The 18,579-nt window shown below is 72.2% G+C and carries 12 protein-coding genes and 2 pseudogenes; 8 read left to right on the forward strand and 6 right to left on the reverse strand.

Features of this window, described 5'->3' with window-relative positions; genetic code table 11:
• The 4 genes and pseudogenes from ABZV00_RS36675 to ABZV00_RS36690 form a co-directional block, all read right to left on the reverse strand.
• Positions 1-196, reverse strand: a pseudogene (locus ABZV00_RS36675) (hypothetical protein); the annotation flags it as partial.
• Positions 197-229: 33 nt separating this feature from the next.
• A complete protein-coding gene (locus tag ABZV00_RS36680) occupies positions 230-547 on the reverse strand; it encodes a hypothetical protein (RefSeq protein WP_355614912.1) in 318 nt (105 codons plus the stop codon).
• A 59-nt stretch (positions 548-606) separates the two neighbouring features.
• Positions 607-3,246 carry a hypothetical protein gene (locus tag ABZV00_RS36685; protein ID WP_355614915.1) on the reverse strand — a complete coding sequence of 880 codons (2,640 nt, stop codon included), beginning with the start codon at positions 3,244-3,246 and terminating at the stop codon, positions 607-609.
• Positions 3,243-4,730 carry a hypothetical protein gene (locus ABZV00_RS36690; protein ID WP_355614918.1) on the reverse strand — a complete coding sequence of 496 codons (1,488 nt, stop codon included), beginning with the start codon at positions 4,728-4,730 and terminating at the stop codon, positions 3,243-3,245. The genes ABZV00_RS36685 and ABZV00_RS36690 overlap by 4 nt, the downstream gene beginning before the upstream one ends.
• 767 nt (positions 4,731-5,497) lie before the next feature.
• On the opposite strand from ABZV00_RS36690, the gene ABZV00_RS36695 reads away from it, so the two are divergent.
• From ABZV00_RS36695 to ABZV00_RS36730, 8 genes and pseudogenes are all read left to right on the forward strand, one after another.
• Positions 5,498-5,833: a hypothetical protein gene (locus ABZV00_RS36695; RefSeq protein ID WP_355614921.1), complete on the forward strand. Its 336-nt coding sequence runs from the start codon at positions 5,498-5,500 to the stop codon at positions 5,831-5,833.
• Complete coding sequence (locus ABZV00_RS36700) at positions 5,830-6,030, forward strand: hypothetical protein (RefSeq protein ID WP_355614924.1); 201 nt, start codon at positions 5,830-5,832, stop codon at positions 6,028-6,030. Before ABZV00_RS36695 ends, ABZV00_RS36700 begins: the two co-directional genes overlap by 4 nt.
• Before the next feature lie 286 nt (positions 6,031-6,316).
• A complete protein-coding gene (locus tag ABZV00_RS36705) occupies positions 6,317-6,979 on the forward strand; it encodes a hypothetical protein (RefSeq protein ID WP_355614927.1) in 663 nt (220 codons plus the stop codon).
• A 123-nt stretch (positions 6,980-7,102) separates the two neighbouring features.
• Positions 7,103-7,687, forward strand: a complete 585-nt coding sequence (locus ABZV00_RS36710; protein WP_355614930.1) for a methyltransferase domain-containing protein — start codon at positions 7,103-7,105, stop codon at positions 7,685-7,687.
• Positions 7,672-7,953 (forward strand): annotated as a pseudogene (locus ABZV00_RS36715) (ATP-binding protein); the annotation flags it as partial. The gene ABZV00_RS36710 and the pseudogene ABZV00_RS36715, both read left to right, overlap by 16 nt.
• A gap of 262 nt (positions 7,954-8,215) precedes the next feature.
• A complete protein-coding gene (locus tag ABZV00_RS36720) occupies positions 8,216-11,029 on the forward strand; it encodes a BTAD domain-containing putative transcriptional regulator (protein ID WP_355614933.1) in 2,814 nt (937 codons plus the stop codon).
• 114 nt (positions 11,030-11,143) lie between these two features.
• The gene (locus ABZV00_RS36725) at positions 11,144-11,668 is read left to right on the forward strand and encodes a sigma-70 family RNA polymerase sigma factor (protein ID WP_355614935.1); all 525 of its coding nucleotides are present in this window, start codon (positions 11,144-11,146) and stop codon (positions 11,666-11,668) included.
• Between the two features lie 138 nt (positions 11,669-11,806).
• Positions 11,807-14,560: a BTAD domain-containing putative transcriptional regulator gene (locus tag ABZV00_RS36730; RefSeq protein WP_355614938.1), complete on the forward strand. Its 2,754-nt coding sequence runs from the start codon at positions 11,807-11,809 to the stop codon at positions 14,558-14,560.
• Positions 14,561-14,602: 42 nt separating this feature from the next.
• On the opposite strand, the gene ABZV00_RS36735 is transcribed toward ABZV00_RS36730, so the two are convergent.
• The gene (locus tag ABZV00_RS36735) at positions 14,603-17,938 is read right to left on the reverse strand and encodes a S8 family serine peptidase (protein ID WP_355614940.1); all 3,336 of its coding nucleotides are present in this window, start codon (positions 17,936-17,938) and stop codon (positions 14,603-14,605) included.
• Positions 17,939-18,001: 63 nt separating this feature from the next.
• Positions 18,002-18,337, reverse strand: a complete 336-nt coding sequence (locus ABZV00_RS36740) for a hypothetical protein (protein WP_355614942.1) — start codon at positions 18,335-18,337, stop codon at positions 18,002-18,004.
• Between the last annotated feature and the right edge of the window lie 242 nt (positions 18,338-18,579).

Genomic DNA, 18,579 nt, shown 5'->3' on the forward strand with positions numbered 1-18,579 from the left:
GCGAGCAGCACTTGTGCTCGCTTGCTGGCTTCAACGTCATCACGCGGTACGGGCAACTCTTGTCGGTCAGCAGCGTGTACGCCCTGATGGCGCGTTCAGCGTAGTCCCGGGCCTGCTCGGCCGGGGTCATACCCCTGCCCACGTCACGAAACAGCGCACCGTAGAACGTGGAGCAGAAGACCCGCTCTCGTGCCAACCAATGAGCGCAGAGGTGCCGATGTAGGTCACTTTACCCTGTAGGCAGTCCTGCACCGCCTTCTGCCACACGCCGGTGCCCGTCTTGCAGCCGTCCGCGATGATGGCGCCCGCTAGAGATGCCCCAGCTCTGGCCTGCCGCAGCTTCGCCCAGATGCTCAAGCGAGATGCTGACCGTGCCGTCCGAGCCGATCAACATCGGAGTGACAGCGTGGTCGCCATGAGCCATCACATGCAGGACGTCGCAGGATGCAGCGAAGCCGGTAAGCACCGTCTCGGGGTCTCGCGACCGCACGAAGCCGATGTCCAGAACGCGTTCTTCGGACCCCCCGTTGATGTTTTGCAGGGTCACGCCCTGCACACGTGGCAGTCCGACCGGGCACGGCAGGGGCCACCGTCGTGCCCGTGACGTCAGGATTTCAGGCCGGCGGCCGTGGCGGCGAGGTCCACACCGAGCAGCTGGCCCAGCTCGCTTACCTGCGGAGGTGGGGTGCGCAGCGGACGACGGGTGCGGGCCCCGGAGGGGGGCCCGCCCACCGCACCGGCGACGAGGGAGAGCGGCGTACGCACGGAGGACAGCTCGTACACCGACCACATCGCCGTGCGCGAGTCGACCAGCAGCATGATCCGGTCGTCGCAGGCGACCAGCACCGCACGGTTTCCGGTGCAGGCCACCGCCACCGCCGCTCGGCCGCTAACCCGCCCCACCGTGGTCACCACGTCGGCGGCGGCCCGCTGCGGGTTGCCGGTGACACCGTCGAGTCGCCAGACACCCTCCTCGAGGCGTACGGCCAGCCCGGCATCGGCGAACGCCGACCGGGCCTCGGCGTACGGGTCGTCCTTGGCGCCGCGCGCGAGCTCGACGGTCTCCCGCAGCGCGGACGCACTCGCCACCACGGCGAACAGGTGCCCGGCCGGCAGCAGCAGAGCCTCGGCCAGCGCGAGGTCGGTCTCGGCCACCCACTCGGCGGCGTCCCGCCAGGCCGCGGTCACCAGCGCGTCCGCGTCCTGGCTGCCGTGCAGTCGCGCGCCTTCCCGCAGGGTCGCCACTACCAGGGCGAGCCACGCGTACAGGTGCGCGAAGGCTTCGGCCGGCAGCTCGTCCAGGGCGTTGTCGTCGGGCACCAGCGCCCACGCCAGCCACCGCAGATCGGTACGCCAGCCGTCGTCGCGCCACATGCCTTCGGCGAGCAGCGTGAGGTACATCGACGCGGCGAGCATCCGCAGGTGCATCGGTGGCAGCGACCCACGGTCGCTGTCCACCGTCGGCGTGCTGACCGCCTCCGCCCACCGGGTGGCGAAGTCCCGGTAGCGGGCCCGCTCGCTCGCGGTCAGCCGGTCGAGGAGGTTGCCGTCCGCCGCAGGGTCGTCGCCCGTCGGCGCGTCGGGCGCGATGTCGGCCTCCTTCTCGGTCGGCTCGTCCTCGCGTACGTCGTCGACGACAAAGCTCGACCGACGGTCGCCCACCGTCGGTGGGCGGCGCGGGAAGACGAGGCGGGACAAATCCGGTCCCAGCACGCGGTCGGAGTCCTCCAGGTAGTCCCGCCAGCGGTCGCTGTCGGTGCGGACGTCGACCCCCTGCCGGTCCGAGGGGGCCGACGGGGTGCGGGGCCGGGGCGGCACGAGCGTGGTCAGCCGTTCCAGGTCGGCGGTAAACCGCGCGGCGAGCGCCGGATCGGTGAACACCTCGATCGCCTCGTAGGGCGTTCCCCGGCCGAGGCGCGGCGCGTCGTCCGCGTCCCGTACCGGTCGGCACCGGGACGGATCGGTGACGAAGACGGCCGCCGACTCCACCCGTACGCTGCCGACGTCGACGACCGTGCGCACCGCGCCACCGGTCACCTCCGTCAGCACGAAGCGGGCCGTGGCCTGGCCGACCGGAATGACGCCCATAGCCTGCCAGGTGCCGGGCTCACCGGAGGGCGAGGTCTCCACCACCACCCGTCCGGTGACTGGGGCGGCCAGCTCCACCAGCAGCGTCCCGTCGACGACGGCGCAGCCCAGCAGGACCGGTGCCGGGCTCCCCGCCACGCTCGTGCTCCGGCCCGCCCGCAGCTGGGCCATCGCCGCCTCACTCGGCTCCTCACCCTCGGGAAGGAGTGACACTGGGTGGGGTGCCAGCACGGCCAGCTCACAGTTGCCGCCGTGCTCGGTGCTGCGCAGCAGCGCCGCGGCGGTGATGTTGGCGCTCCCGGTCAGGCCGTGGGTCACCCCGGCGGGCGTCGTCCACTCGACCACCTTGCCGTGCAGCGCCGGGCCGGCCGCCAGCACCCGGAACTCGCGCTCCACCGCCGGCTCGGTCGCCCGCAGCAGTGCGCCGCCCTCGAACCGGCCGAAGGCGGGCTGCACCGCGACGCGTACCGCGTGGGGTTTCATCCGGTTGACGAGCGCGCGCACGGCCGCAGCCTGCGGGTCGTAGAACGGCGCGGCGAGGCGCAGCTCCGCCACCGCGTCGGTGGGCAGGCGACCGAGCAGCGAACCGCGCAGGTTGCCGACCACCCGGACCTGCGACCAGCCCTCATCGACCTCCACCGGGCGCATCCGCCCGGCGACTTCCCGGAGGGTCAGGGCGATCCAGCTCGGTACGGCCACAACCGTAGGCAGGTCCACCAGCCAATCCGCCACATCGTGCAGCAGCCGTGGGCCACGGCCGAGGCGGCTGCGGGCGGTGAGCCACACCTCGCGGTTGTGGCCCCAACCCGAGGCCGTCGGGTTGCCGGAGCCGACTGCCACCCACACGTCGTCGTCGCCGAGCAGGACGGCCAGCTTCGGATGGAACGCGCCCCGGGAGACCGCGTGGCCGTGCTGGTACGCCAGACCCGCGCGCCGCACGTCCACCGGGTCGTGCACCGCCTGCCCAGCGTCGGCCAGCACGGTTATCCGCGCGCCGAGCGCCCGGGCGGTGGGCACCGCGAACCGCTCCAGGAACCCCAGGTCGAGGGTGTACCCGGTGACCAGGAGCTCCCGCAGCCGGGCCCCGTCGAACCGGTCCCGCCACCGTTCGAGCAGGCTGAGCGGCGACCGGAACGACCACTGCACCTCGTCGGTCACCGTGCCACGTCCAGCAGGGCCAGTCCGAGCGGGGTAACGGGCTGGTGCACCTCCGGGGTGAGCAGCCCCAGCTGGACGGCGAGCCCGGCGAGCTGATTGATCCGCAGCCCGATGTTGTCCCGGCTCTCCCGAGTGGCCGCCACGTACGCTCCACCGCGTTCGTGCAACCGGCTGGGCATCGACATCGTGCCGCCACGGTGGACCTTCGCCTTGCGCAGCGCCACCCGCCGGGACTGGGCGAGCATGTCGTCGACCAGCTGGCGACCCAGGTCGCGCAGCGGCCAGTCGACGTACTCGGTGCGGCGCTGCGCCACCCACGACGGGTCCAGGTAGGCCCGCCGACGACCGAGGAAGTAGCGCCGGGCGGTCCCGGTGAGCAGGTCCGCCCGCCGTGCGCCGAGCAGCAGCAGCGCCACCTTGGCGGTAAGCGTCTCGTCCTCCCGCAGGGCCAGTTCCGCGGGGAGCGGATCACCGCGGCCGTCCACGAGGTCGGGCAGCCCCGCCTCCAAGCCGGCGACCGTGCCGGCGGGGAGCTGGTCGGCGAACCAGTCGCGCAGGTGCTCCCGGGTGACCGGCCCGTTGCGGTGCACCTCGCCGACCAGGGCGGCCCAGAGGTGACGCCACGCACCCACGGAGTGGTGGCGCAGCAGGACACCCCGCCACGCCTGGGTCCGGTCGTCACCGGCGAGCACCGAGTCCTCACGCGCCGCCGCCCCGTACGCGACGGCCTTTCGGAACGCCCCCACCCAGGTCGGCATGGCCGGGTGCAGCTGGCAGGCGCGGGCGAGGATCCGCAGGGTCGCCCGGCGGGTCTGGTCGTCGCCGGTCCAGTCGTCCGGGTCGTGCCGGCCGGCGACGGTCGCGGTCATCAGCGCGGTCAGCGCGCTGAGGTCCTCGGGCCGGCCGGCCAGCGCCGCCGGCTCCTGCACCCCGGCGTCGCGTTCGGCGATCTCGAACAGCGGGGCGAACATGTCGACGATCGACGGCGGGCAGGGGTGCCGGCCGCTGCGCAGCGCGCCTCGATCCACCGTCACGGTGCCCAACTTGATGCTCGACCCGCCGTACTGGGACCAGAAACCCCAGGCCCGGGGCGAGTAGGACCGCTGGCCCTCACGGTCGGCGACGCTGAACTCGCGGCCCGGCTCCGAGGCGAGCCGGACCAGGGCGTCCACGCCGTGCGCCGGCGCCGGATCCGGACCGTCCGTGCCGGCGGCCCGGGAGATCACCGCGAGCGCCACCTCGGTCCGCCGGATTAGCCACCGGCACCGCTGTTCGTCCAGGCCGGTGGCCTCCGCGTGGGCGGCCAGCGCCCAGTAGAGGGCGTAGTAGCGGGCGTAGTGGCTCAGCGTGGAGACGCCGGGGACCAGGATGTCGACGCCCGCCATGACCGGCGCCTCCACGGCCAACGGGTATCGGCCGGCACGCGCCGTCAGCCCCGGCTCGCCCCAGGCCGGGCCCTCTACGGCGATCGACGGTGCGATCACGGTCAGTGTCCCCTCGCTGACATCTCGCCAGTGTCGCCCGTCCGGACCGCGTATCACATCCGCCGAGCGGGCAACCACTATGGATGGGGGACGGAGCGGCTGCCAGCGGCATCGCCGAGCTGCATGTCCGCGGATGGAGAAAGCCACCGCGAGCATTCGCCGGTCGTCCTGTTGAGGCCGACTGCGGGCAAGGCTTAACTTCGGAACCTACCCTTGAGATGCCAGCGAAGAAGATCCAGATCAGACGCTTTCGGCCGAAGTCAACGGGTTCCTGCTGAACTACCTCGGTGAGCTCCTCGAGGAAGTCGTCGCACCAGCCGCGGGGCAGATACAACTCCCGGTCGAGACCGGTTTCTGCCCCGGCCTTGACAACCGTGCGGTCGCTCCAGTTGATGTCCACGGTGTCGCTAGATTTGCGTGAGCTCGAGAGTCGTGCCGAGCGTAATCGGCGGTGGGGCAATGGGTCGTCTCGCCCCTCGGACACCGGTTTTCGTGGAGATTCGCGAGAGATCAACCGATCCTCGCGTCTCGCCTGACGAAGTCACGAAGCACCCATGCTCATAGCGAACATCGGGGGCGCTTCCCCCTGCGCTGAGACCGGCGAGACCCCGCTGCTGGCGGCGACCATGAACCGCCGACGCCCCCCTCAACGCCGGGACCTCGAGCAGCTCGTCGAGGCGCTCATCCCCAGCCCGCTACCGGTCAGACCGCCGGAGCCAGCGCCCCTGCCGACATTGCCCCCACCTGCGGTTCAGGCATCCAACGACGTGCTGTTCGATGTGGCCCGCCCTGATGCCGCCGGTCGAGTGACCGCCCGCCCGTTGCTGCGCGCCCTGGGCTGGACTCCCGGCCTCGCCCTGCACGTCGACGTCGTGCACGCCGCCGTGCTCATCACCCCGGCGCCCGACGGTGCGCACGTGGTGGGCACCCGTCAGGAACTGCCCCTGCCGGCCGCGGCCCGCCACTTCTGTGGCATCGCTCCCGGTGATCCGGTGCTCCTGGCCGCTCTCCCCGGCCGGGATCTGTTCGTCGTGCACCCCTCACACACCATCGCGGCGGTCCTGGCGGACCTACACGCCCGCATCCTCGAAGAGTCCCGATGACCGCTGACACCGACCGCGTCGCCACCGCCCGGGCGCTGCTCCAGCACCTCGGGCTCAATCTCATCTGCACGCCCGGCGTCACCCACGGCCAGGTCGACGCCTTCGTCGCCGACCTCACCGCCACCGCACCACCACAGTTGATCCCGCGACCCCGGGCGCGACGGGACGGTCTATCAGTCCCGAGTAGGACGTTGTGAGCCCCATCCCCACCGGCGCCCAGAGCCGTCCCGGCGATGCCATGGCCGCACCGCGTGCTGTCCTTTCGGGCGGTGTGGACACCCGCACTGCGTCTTTGTCGTCCGTCGCCGCCTCTGGCCGGTGGGCATATCGCGGGAAAGTCGGGGTGGCCATCCTCGTCACTGCCCTCATCGCCGGGCAGGTGCCCCCGCCGCCCAGTCAAGAGTCGCCGCTTCTACTCGCCCCGTCTGACGGTTGCGACGTGCCGTCGCCGAACGATGATCTCGCCGGCACCGCGCCACCCCGATGGCGACGATGCTGCGGCCTGGCCAACCGGCGCGCCCGATCCTGCTCCACCTAGCGCGCCAGACAGCAGCGGACCCCTGCGATTCGGCGGTCGGCCGATTCAATCTGGTCCACCACCGCGCCTGGTACGACAACGAAGGCGAGCAGACCACGCGGGACATCGTGCGCTGGTACGCCGACGACGACTCCGGTGCCGCGCTGATGACCCAGCACCCGAACTTTGGGGTTGCCGTCACGCACGACTTCTGGCCGCCAGGGTGGCTACACAACAGAAATCTGTTCCACACCTACCGCAGCACCGATTGGCTCCGCGCCCAGTCGAGCCTGCAGGACGCGCAGATCAACAGGACCATAGGACTCGTGGCCGGTCTCGCCGCGCTCGCCACCTGGCACAGCCCCGGCCCGCCGCAACGCGCCCTCGCCGCACAGGCCCTCGCAGACACCACCGGGATGACCACACACCCCAGCACGCTCGGCCACGTCGGCCGCACCGGCATCGCCGTAGCCGCCACCAGCGACATCGGCCGTGAGCGGCTGCTGATCCTGCACGCAAGCACCGGGGGCGTCTTGGCCTACGAACGCGCCATCCTCACGCCGACCGGCTGGCGCACACGCGTCTACCTGCTCCTGCTCACCCACACCCACGCGCCCCACCGCTATTGAGAGCCACCCGCCACCAACACGCCGCCCGTGGCCTCCCCGGACCAACGGGAGACGCCCCGCCGTTCCCGTTTGTGGCTTGCCCACCTGCACGCCCGAACTCGAACCAGGAAAGGAATCACCGCGATGACCACTACTCATAGCGGCCAACTGCGCCCTGCCCGACTGCGTGTACTGCTCGACCCGATCATCCGGCAGGAACTGGACCGACTCGACATTCAACCCGGCCAGCGCGTCCTGGAAATCGGCGCGGGCGGCGGCGAGGTCACCGCCTACCTGGCCCGCCTCGTCGGCCCCCACGGCAGGGTCACCGCGGTCGACAAGGACACCAGCTACCTCAACCCAACGCGCATCATCGACGTCTATCAGCGGGACCTGAACGGTGACGACCTTCCCGGCGAGTCCGACAACTTCGATGTCGTCGTTGCCCGATGGCTGCACGGCGCACTGCCGCACCCGGCCGAGGCACTGGAGCAAATGATCGCCCGACTGCGCCCCGGCGGCTGGCTCGTCCTGGCCGACGTCACCGACACCCCGCCACGAATCTTCCGGGCAACCGAAGACGACACCCGGCTGATCCACACCGTCATGCGACGCGTCTACCGCTACTTCACCAGCCTCGACGACATGGTCCGCCACCTCACCGCCGCCGACGCCATCGGACGCCTGGCCCGCAAGCTGCACACCTACCTACGCCCAACGTCCTCGTGATCGACGAGGTCGGCTACCAGCCCCTCGAACGCGCCCAAGCCAACCTCGTCTTCCAAGTGATCTCGAAGCGATACGAGAAAGGCTCCACCCTGCTCACCTCGAACAAGAGCTTTGGCGAATGGGCCCAAGTTTTCGGCGACGAAGTCCTCGCCACCGCCATCCTCGACCGCCTCCTGCACCACTGTGACGTCGTCGCGATCAACGGACCCAGCTACCGGCTGAAGAACCGCCTCATCGCCATCGACGGCCAATCCAACGTCGCCTGACCTGGGCACGTTTGTTCGTACCTACCTGGGCACGTCAGTTGGTACGCCGACACGAGCAGCTCGGGCCGGACCTCGACCGGGATTTCAGAGCCGCGCTGCGCCATGGCGTGGCCAGCCTCCCGGCGGCCGGCCACGACGCCGAGGGCTGAGGCGGCGGGGACGGCACCCGGAAGCCAGGCCTACCGGAGGCGAGCCTTCGACCTCGTCCCTGGGCCCGTGGTCGCAAGTTCCAGGTGCTGATCGGCCGGTTACCGTTGCCGGTGTGCGGGCGGAGGCGGGCGAGACGATCGGTTTCTCGGTGCTCGGCTCGATCAGGGTCGTCCGCGCCGGCACCGAGCTGCATCTGGGCGCCCGCCAGCAGCGCCTGGTACTCGCGTTGCTACTGGCCCGGGCCGGTTCACCGGTCTCCCTGGCCGAGCTGGTCGACCTGCTCTGGGACGAGGAGGCCCCGGTCAGCGCCGCGAACGTCGTGCACCGGCACGTCGGGGTGCTCCGGCGGCTGCTCGAGCCCGGCCTGCCCAACCGGTCGGCGGGCCGGCACATCCTTCGGGAGCTCTCGGGCTATCGGCTGCGCGCCGACGAGGAGTCCCTTGACCTGCTGAAGTTCCGGTCGCTGAGCCGGCTGGCCGGCCGGAGCTTGCAGGACGGCGACCCGGAGTCGGCGCTGCGGTATTCCCTCGACGGACTGCGGCTGTGGCGCGGCCGCTGCGCCGCGGGCCTGGAGCCGGCCTCCCGTCTGCATCCCGCGTTCCTCGCTGTGGAAGACGAACGCGCCCAGGCCGTGCGCGAGGCCGCCGACGCCGCCGAGCGCTGCGGCCGGCTGAGCGCGGTGCTGGCGCCGTTGCGGCAGGCCGCCGAGCAGCACCCGCTCGACGAGTCGCTGCAGAGCCGGTTGCTGCTCGCGCTCGCCGCCGACGGCCGCCAGGCGGAGGCCGTCGAGATGTACCAGGTGGTGCGCCGCCGGCTCGCCGACGACCTGGGCATCGATCCGGGCGAGGAGCTGCGGGAGGCGTACGACCGGCTGCTGCACCAGCGCACCGGGCCGGCGCGCACCGGGTCACCGTCGCCACTGCCCCGGCCCGCGCAGCTGCCGCCGGACCTACCCTTCTTCAGCGGCCGGGACGACCTCATCGCCGAGGCCCGCGCGGCGGTCGCGCGCCCGGGCGGGTCGGCGGTGCTCGCGATCGACGGCATGCCCGGGATCGGCAAGACCGCCCTCGCCGTCCACCTCGCCCACGAGTTCGCCGCCGGCTACCCGGACGGGCAGCTCTATGTCGACCTGCGCGGGTACGACGGGCGGGACCAGGCGATGAGCCCGACCGAGGCGCTGCGCGGCTTCCTCGGCTCGCTCGGGGTGCCCCAGCAGGGCATTCCCGCCGAGTTGCACGCCCTGGCAGGCATGTACCGCAGCAGCCTTGCTGGCCGGCGCCTGCTAATCGTGCTCGACAACTGCCGCGACGCCGAACAGATCCGGCACCTGCTGCCCGGCAGCCCCGACTGTCTGGTGATCGTCACCAGCCGCAGCCGGCTCAGCACTCTGTTGACCACGACCGGCGCTCACCCGTTGCCGGTCGGTCTGCCGAGCCTCGACGAGGCCCGCGCGGCGCTCCTCGGGCCGCTCGCTGCCGGCCCCGTCGCGGCGGACCCGGCCGCGATCGACGCCATCATCGCCAGCTGCGGGCGGCTGCCGCTCGCGCTGGCCGTGGTGGCCGCCCGCGCGGCGAGCCTGCCGCGGACGCCACCGGCGCAGATCGCCGCCGAGCTGGCCCACGCACCCGGCAGCCTGGACGGATTCGGCGGCGACGACCCGCAGACCGGCCTGCGTGGCGCCTTCTCCTGGTCCTACCAGGCACTCTCCGCCCCGGCCGCCCGGCTGTTCCGGCTGCTGCCGATCCATCCTGGCCCCGACATCTCGATCGCCGGGGCGGCGGGCCTGGCCGGCGTCTCGGTGCGCAGTGGGCGGGCGCTGATCGGCGAGCTGAGCCGAGCGCACCTGATCAGCGAGGAACTGCCGGGCCGCTACCGCACCCACGACCTGCTGCTGGCCTACGCCAGGGAGCTCGGCGAGGAGATCGACAGCCCGGCCGAGCGCGCCGCCGCGGAGCTGCGTTGCCTGCAGTTCTACCGGGCCACCTGCTATCAGGCGGACCGACGGCTGCTGACCTCCGAGTACCATCCGCTGATCGAGCCGGGGCCGGGCGATACCCCGTTGCGCTTCGCCGGCCACGGCGACGCCATGCGCTGGTTCGCCGCCGAGCGGCAGGTCCTGATCGCGCTGGTCGGTCGGGCCGCCCGGCAGGGGCGGCACACCGAGGCCTGGCAGCTCGCCCTGGGCATGCAGCATTTCTTCGACCGCAGCGGCCGGTGGGCCGAATGGACGACGACCGGCCAGGTGGCCCTCGATGCCGCCCGGACCGGCGGCGACCTCGTCGGGCAGGCCCGGATGCACCGCAGCCTGGCCGGGGCGGCCTACTTCCGGGGCGAGCACGAGACCGCGGTCGGGCATCTCGATCGGGCGGTCGAGCTGCTCGCCCGGCTCGGCCTGCCCGACGAGCCCCGGGCCAGGATCAACCGGGCGATGATCCTGGGCGCCCAGGGGCGACACGAGGAGGTCCTCCGGACGCTTGCCGTGGCGCTGGGGCCGGCCCGGGCGGTCGGCGACGACAAACTGCTCGCAGACACTCTGGTGATCATGGCCGGAAGCAACGCCGAGCTGGGCCGGGCGGAAGAGGCCGTGCGCTGCGCCGAGCAGGCGATGGCGCTGTCGCGCGGAGCGCAGTACAGGCTGGGCATCGCCGAGGCGTGGGAGGTGCTCGGCCAGGCGCATTTCGCTCGCCGGGAGCTCGGCACGGCGGTCGACTGCTGGCGCGAGGCGGCCGTCGCCTACCAGGAGGCCTCGGCGCCAGCGCCGGCCGCGGAGGTGTTGGCGCTGCTCGGCGACGCCCTCGCCGCCACCGGCGAGCAGGACGCCGCGGTGCAGGCGTGGCGGGAGGCGCTGGCCCTGATCCCGTACGCACAGACCCGGACCGGCCGGCGGCTGGCCGGCCTGCTCGCGGCGGTCACGTCGCGTCCGTGACCGATTGCGATCGGCGACGGCACTCGATCCGCACTTACGCGTCAGTCCATTCGCATCGATCGTCCCTAGGCTCCTGCCTCAATCACCGTTGCTCCTGCGTGTGAGGGAGATACCGTGCTGCAGGCACCCGACGAATCACCGGCCAGCCGGGCCGAGCGCATGACCGCGCTGCACGCGCAGCACGCCCGTGCCGTGCTGCGACTCCTGCTCGTGCTGACCCACGGCCAGCGGCAGACCGCCGAGGATCTGCTCCAGGAGACGATGTTGCGGGCCTGGCGCCACCTCGACTCGGTGCCGGCCGAGCCCGATGCCGCCCGCCGGTGGCTCTTCACCGTCGGCCGGCGGCTCGTCATCGACGGCGTCCGGCTGCGGCGGGGCCGCCCGGCCGAGGTCCATCTCGTCGACATGAGCTGGATCCCCGCCAGGGACGACACCACCGGAACGGCGCTGGCCTCGCATGCCATGCAACATGCGCTCGGCCGACTGAGCCCGGCGCAGCGCAGTCTGCTCTCCGAGGTCTACCTGGTCGGGCGGTCACCGGAAGAGGTCGCGGGCCGGCTGGGAGTCCCGATCGGCACGGTGAAGTCCCGGACCCACTATGCGCTACGCGCCCTGCGCACCGGCCTCAAGGCGGCCTGAGCAGGGAAGACTTCGCCGGCCGGCGATTCGTCCGCTGAGTCGAAGATCACATTGCCGCAACGCGCGCCCCGTCTCGCGGCGCGGGCCCTGCCATGCTGCGGCGATCGTGGCAACCAGCCCTAAACGGATCGCATCAAGATGACCAGCCCGCTCTCTTTCGCAGTTCTCGGCCCGGTACGGGCTTGGCGCGGCCAGTCCGAGATCGACCTGGGCACCCGGCAGCAGCGGCTGATCCTGGCGTTACTGCTCGCCCGGGCCGGCGGCGCAGTCAGCGTCGCCGAACTCGTCGACCTGCTCTGGGAGTCCGATCCCCCACCCAGCGCGGTCAACGTGGTGCACCGGCATGTCGGGATGCTCCGGCGGCGCTTCGAGCCGGGCCTGCCGACGCGGGCAGCCGGCTCGGTGCTGATTCGCGACGGCGCCGAATACCAGCTGCGGATCGACGGGGAGTCGCTCGACCTGCTGCGTTTCCGGCGCCTGGTCGCCCAGGCCGCTGACAGCTCCGGCGAACCGGCCGTCGAGCTCTACCAGGAGGCGCTGGCGCTCTGGCGCGACCGGTGCGCCTCGGGCCTGCAGACCGGAGGCCGGACCCATCCGGAGTTCGTCGCTGTCGACGGCGAGCGCTTCGCGGCCGTCCGGGCGGCGACCGACGCCGCCTTGCGGGCCGGGTACGTCCACACGGTGCTGCCCGCGATTCGACTGGCCGCCGAGTACGAGCCGCTGGACGAGGCACTGCAGGCGCGGCTGCTGCTCGCGCTCGCCGCGGACGGCCGGCGGGCCGAGGCCCTCGCGGCTTATGCCGACATCGAGCACCGGCTCGCCGACGAGCTCGGCATCCAGCCGGGCGGCGACCTGCGCGCGGCCCGGGACAGCCTGCTCGACCACGACGCCCCGGCGTCGACCCGGGCCGAGCTGCCGGCGCAGCTGCCGGCCGACCACCCCTACTTCACCGGCCGCCGCGACGTCGTGGCCGCAGCGGAGGGGCTGCTGGCCGAAGACCGGCGGACCACCGCGCTGGTCATCGACGGAATGCCCGGCGTCGGAAAGACCACCCTCGCGGTGCACCTGGCCCAGCAGTTGGCCGCCAGGTATCCCGATGGGCAGTTGCACGCGGACCTGCGCGGTTTCGACTCCGGCGACTCGGTGATGACACCGGCGGAGGCGCTGCGCGGCTTCCTGTGGTCCCTCGGGGTCGCGCCGGCCGCCATCCCGTCCGAGCTGCACGCCCAGGCCGGCCTCTACCGCAGCATCCTGGCCGAGCGCCGGATGCTGATCCTGCTCGACAACTGCCGCGACTGGGACCAGATCCGGCACCTGCTGCCCGGCACCGGCGGCAGTCTCGTCATCGCCACCAGCCGCCGCCGGATCACCGACGTGACCGGCCCGGCGGGCGCCCACCCGCTGCACCTCGACCTGCTGACCGACGGCGAGGCCCGCGAGCTGCTCGCCCGCCGGCTCGGCCACGCGGCGGTCGCCGACCCGGCCGCCGTCGACGAGATCATCGCGCGCTGCGGCCGGCTGCCGCTGGCCCTGGCGCTGGTCGCCACCCGCAGCGTCGGCCGGCCCGGGCTCAGCCTGCCCGCGGTCGCCGGTGAGCTGGCCGAGGCCGACGGCCGGCTGGCCGGCTTCGGGGACGCGCACGCCGATCTGGAAGCGATCTTCTCTTGGTCCTACCGGGCCCTGACTCCCGAGGCGGCCCGGCTCTTCCGGCTGCTGCCCCTGCACCCTGCCGGAGGGCTGAGCACGGAAGCGGCGGCCGCCCTAGGCGGCGTGTCCCTGCGCTCCGCCCGCGGCCTGCTCGCCGAACTCGGGGCGCAGCTGCTGGTCCAGCCAGGAGACGGCCGCTGGCGGATGCATGATCTGTTGCGCGCCTATGCCGTGGAACTCGGCGAGGAGCACGACGACGCGGCAGATCGGGACGCTGCCATCGAGCGGGTCTACGACTACTACCAGCTCAGTGCGTACGCGGCTCAGCTGCCCCTGCAGCCGCAGGTGCCGCTGCCGGCGCCGGAGCCGGCGGAGCTCGGGGTCACCGGCCGCGGCTTCACCGGACGGGCCGACGCGATGGCCTGGTTCGCCGCCGAGCAGCGGGTGCTGACCGACATCGTCGCGCGGGCCAAGGAGCGCGGCCGGCCTCGCACGGCCTGGCTGATCGCGTTGGCCCTGCAGAACTTCTTCCAGGACACCGCGCAGTTCAAGCAGTGGGCGGCGGTGGCGAGCAACGGCCTCGCCGCGACCGATGACGACCCCGCCGCCCAGGCCCAGCTGCACCGCAGCCTCGCCGGCGCCTACTATTTCCTGGCCGATCTGGACCGTGGTCTGTCGCACCTGCAGCACGCTCGGGCGCTCTTCGACCGGCTCGGCCGGCGCACCGAGCAGGGTCACGTGGAGAACAACATCGCCGAGATCCGGCTGGAGCAGCGGCGCTACCACGAGGCGATCGAGCATGCCGAGGCTGCGCGGGCGCTCTTTCGCGCCGAAGGCAACGCGCGGGGCGCGACCAACGCCCTGCTGGCCATCGCGCGGGCACAGGGCTGGCTGGGCCGGCACGCCGAGGCGCTGGGCATGTTCATCGAGGCGCGGCGGCAGTTCGAGGCCCTCGACGATCTGCACGGGGTGGGCACCGCCCAGGCCTGGTTGGCGCACACGTACTCGATGATCGACAACCTGCCGCACGCGATGGCGACCTGGCAGCAGGCGATCGACACCTTCCGCAACGCCTGGGCCGCCCACCACGCCGCGGAAGTGCTCGTCTCCATCGGTGACTTCCACTCCGCCAACGGCGACCCGGCGCTGGCCGGGCAGGCGTGGAGCGAGGCCCTCGCCGAGCTCGACGGGACGGACTCGCCGATGGCCCGGCGGATCCGCGACCGGCTGCTCTGGCACCGGTGACCCGGACGCGGCGCCGACGGGCGCCGCGTCCGGGGCCGACCCTCAGTACCGGTAGCCGCGGATGACGGTCTGCTTGACCGTGTTACCGCTGGTGTCCGTCGCAGCGGCCCGCAGCGAGACGAAGCCGGTGCCGGCCGGGTTGTTCACCCAGGCGACCGCCTTCTCGCCGGAGCGCTGCACGGACAGCTTCCGCCAGGTCTTGCCGTCGTCGAAGGACGCCTCGACGGTCAAGGTCTTGGTCCGACCCGGCCCCGCCCCGATCTGACGGTCGAGCGAGACCGGGATCGCGAACAGCCGGCCGGCCGGTGCCCGGTTGTCGATGTCGAGCTCCGGGGTATACCGGATCGCCGTCATCGGCAGCTTCACCAGCTTGCCGTCGCTCACGTGCGCGGACTTGAAGGTCCACTCCGCGTCGACCACCGTCGACAGGGTGAACGCCGGGTCGCTGCGGAAGGTCGCGGCCAGCCGGTAGTCACCTGCCTCCGCCGGCACGTCCCACACCCAGGGCGCCTCGTTCGCGTCGCCGATCTTGACCCCGTTGCGGTAGAGGTCCACCTGCACGCTGCCGCCGACGACGTGCCGGAAGCCCATGTGCCCAGCGCCGTCACCGTGCAGCGGCCCCGGCCCGCCGATCGTGTCGCCCCAGTAGCGGGTGGCGTACTGCTGGCCGAAGTTCGGCTCCGGGAAGACCGGCCCGGCGACCGCGTTGGCCCACTTCACCGAGTACGTGCGCCCGGGCTTGAAGCTGGTCCACGGCGACTGGTAATAGGTGTACCCCAGCTGCGCCGAGGTCGACTGCCACACCGCCTTCTTGTCCTGGTTGTAGTACTCGGTGACGGTGCTCGGCACGTCGTAGGTGAAGCTCGGCGGGGCGACGCGCTCGTCGCGGTAGACCGGCGAGTTGCCGGGCGCGTGCGCGACCGCGGTCCGCGCAACCGGCACGCCGGCCACGTCCGCGCTGATCTGGGAGCGGACCGTGGCGAAGTCGTCCGCGCGCAGCTTGCGGGTCAGCCCGGTCATCATCTTCTCGGGTTCGTAGAGGTAGACCCGGTAGACGTAAGGGCTGTTGTGCAGGCTGCCGTCCTGGGCCACCTGGCCCCACATCCCGTGGACGTAGGAGGCGAAGCCCTGGGTCTTACCGGCCCCGATCTGCGCGGTCCGCACGTATTCGAAGGGGACGTTCATCAGCACGCCGTACGGGTCGTTGCTGCCCCAGATCTGCGGCTGCTCGGTCCGGATCGTCCAGCCGGACTCCTGGAAGACCGCGGTGGCCTTCGGGTTCGGCACCGACACTGCGATCGGCTTCGCCAGGCGGGTGTCCACGGTGAGCGCCTGGTCCCTGGTCAGGTCGAGGCTCGGACGCACCATCGAGGTGATCTGGGGGGAGTTCGCGTCGCCGTTCTCCATGTACGTCTGGGCCAGGTAGCGGCCCGCGCGGATCCGGTACGTGGTGGTCGAGGGGTCGCCGAGCACCAGGATGCTCTGCCGGTCCAGGTCGGTCAGGACGGTCACCCAGCCCTGCTCGGGCGTGGGCGCTCCGCCGTCCGGCCCGATGAGCTTGAGGCTCAGCTGGTGGCGGGCGACGTCGAGCGCGACCGGGGTCTGCACCTGCGCGCCGCCGCCGGTGGCGGTCACCTCACCGCCGAAGTAGCGGTCGGGCAGGCCGGCGCTGGCCTGCACGTTGACGGTCACGGTGGCCGTGCCGCCGGCCGGGACGGTCACCGAGGAGGCGCTGAGGCTGAACAGGCCGGCCGGGGCCGGGGCGCCGTCGGCGTCCTTCGCGTCCAGGGAGACGGCCAGGGTGAGGGCGGCAGAGCCGCTGTTCGCGTAGGTGACCGTGCTCTTCTGCGCGGCGGTGCTCCGCTCGAAGGCGACGCTGACCGGGCTCGCCGTGACGCTCTGCTGGGTCGCCCGGGCGACGTTGAGGAAGCCGGCGCCCTGCTCGTAGACACCGATGGCGGTGTTCGGCTGGGCGGCCGCCATCAGCGTGGACTTGATCCGCTCGGGCGTCCAGTCCGGGTGCTGCTGGGTCAGGATCGCCGCCGCGCCGGCCACGTGCGGAGTCGCCATCGAGGTGCCGTTGAGGCTGGTGTACTGCGGGTTCTCGTCGGCCGGCGGCATGTCGGAGGTCGAGCTGCGCGCGGCGACGATGCCGACGCCGGGCGCAGTGATGTCTGGCTTGATGCCGGCGTCGCCCGCGCGCGGGCCCCGGCTCGAGAAAGAGGCCAGTTCGCCCGTCTTGGTCACGGCGCCCACGGTCAGCGCCTCGGCCACGCTGCCGGGCGAGTTCACGGTGGACTCGCCGGCCTCGCCGCTGTTGCCCGCGGCGACGACGAAGAGCACGCCGTAGCGGTGGGTGAGGTCGGCCACGGCCGCCTCGATCGGGTCGGTCTCTGGGCTGTCCGGGCCGCCGAGGCTCATGTTGGCGACCTTGACGCCCTGCTGCGCCGCCCAGGTCATGCCGGCCAGGATCGCCGACTCCGGGCAGCCCTCTTCGACACAGACCTTGGCGCTGTAGAGGGTCGCGCCGGGCGCCATGCCCTTGTAACGGCCCTGCGACGCGGCCGCGTTGCCGGCGATGGTGGAGGCGACGTGGGTGCCGTGGCCGACCCGGTCGAGGGTGTCCGGGTCGGCGGTGAAGTTCTCGGCGGCGGCGACGCGGCCGGCCAGGTCGGGGTGGGTCTGGTCGACGCCGGTGTCGATCACGCCGACCTTCACCCCTGTACCCGTCCAGCCGGCCTTCCAGGCCTCCGGGGCGCCGGTCAGCGGGACGCTGACGTCGAGGGTGGGGTGGCGCAGCCCGTCGAGCCAGATCTTGTCGAACCCGGCCCGCAGCTGCCGCTCGGTGCCGTTCGCGGCGGACGTGACGTTGTTCCAGAAGGACACCGCGTTCGCGCGGGTCTGGGCGACGGCGCTCGCCCCGGAGAGTTCCCGGGTGGTCCGGGCGCCGGCGAGGCCGGCGGGGGCGGCGCTGCTGTGCTGGACGATGAGCGGCAGGGTGGCCCGGGTGTCGTCGTAGCCGAAGTCGACCAGCATCGAGATGTCGAAGAGCCGGGAGTCGAGCTTGCCCCTGTTGAGCAGGCCGACGGCGTCGGCGGGGATGACCCGCACGTCCTCCCCGGCGCTGTGGGTGATGAACGGGATCCGTTCCCGTCCCTTGCCCGGCACGACGTTGACAGCCGTCTGGCCGTTCACGGTGCTGACGTGGACGGTGTCGCCGGTGAGCAGAGTGACCGTCCGGGGCTTGGACGCGACCGCGGGTGTGGTCGCCGGCTTGGCGGCCCGGGGCTGCGCCGACGCCGGCGACCCTCCCGGAACCGCCGCCGAGACGCCCAGCACCACCAGTGCCAGCGCCGATAACGTACGAACTGACCGCATCATTCTCCCTAGATGAACGCGAGAGGTATCCGGGTGCTCCGGACGTGACCGGCGGGTGAAAGTTCATCCAGAGTGACCTGCGTCACAGCCGCTGCTCCGGCGCGGCCGGCGCATCTGCCTCATACGTAGGGCGGCGGGGCCGTGGGCGGCCGGATCACCAGCGGGTACGGATGTGCCAGCGGGTGCGGTACACCGGTTGCCCCAGTGCGGGATGAAGGCGATCGCCATCATGCCAAAGGTCATGGCCCCGGCGATCGCGAGCGGCGGCAGGCCCCGCGCCATCGGCGCCCCCACCGACAGGACGACCACGCCGATCGGCAGCCGCCACAGCATCGCCCGGAACACCACCAGCGCGTACACGGTGCGGCCGACGAGGAACACCAGCGGACCGGCGACCACGATGGCCAGCTCCGTGGTGTCGGTGTGGCCGAGGGGGTCTCGTCACCCTGGCCACCGCCGCGCACCTGTTCATCACCGAACTGCGCCTGGACCCAAAAGCGGCTGCGCCGGCCTGACCCTCTACACCGTCATCCGCGAGCTGCAACGACTACTCGCGACCTGGACCGGCGCCTGCATCACCTGCCATCAACCCCTGAAACCGTTACACCGCAACAAACGCCACAGAACCTAACAAAGCACTA

It is taken from the genome of Micromonospora sp. NPDC005173, from assembly GCF_040608515.1.
Classification (GTDB): domain Bacteria; phylum Actinomycetota; class Actinomycetes; order Mycobacteriales; family Micromonosporaceae; genus Micromonospora.

Coding starts and splice junctions, on each gene's coding strand:
- ABZV00_RS36735 (WP_355614940.1), bottom strand. CDS start 17,938: ATGCGGTCAGTTCGTACGTTATCGGCGCTGGCACTGGTGGTGCTGGGC.
- ABZV00_RS36730 (WP_355614938.1), top strand. CDS start 11,807: ATGACCAGCCCGCTCTCTTTCGCAGTTCTCGGCCCGGTACGGGCTTGG.
- ABZV00_RS36700 (WP_355614924.1), top strand. CDS start 5,830: ATGACCGCTGACACCGACCGCGTCGCCACCGCCCGGGCGCTGCTCCAG.
- ABZV00_RS36705 (WP_355614927.1), top strand. CDS start 6,317: ATGGCGACGATGCTGCGGCCTGGCCAACCGGCGCGCCCGATCCTGCTC.
- ABZV00_RS36710 (WP_355614930.1), top strand. CDS start 7,103: ATGACCACTACTCATAGCGGCCAACTGCGCCCTGCCCGACTGCGTGTA.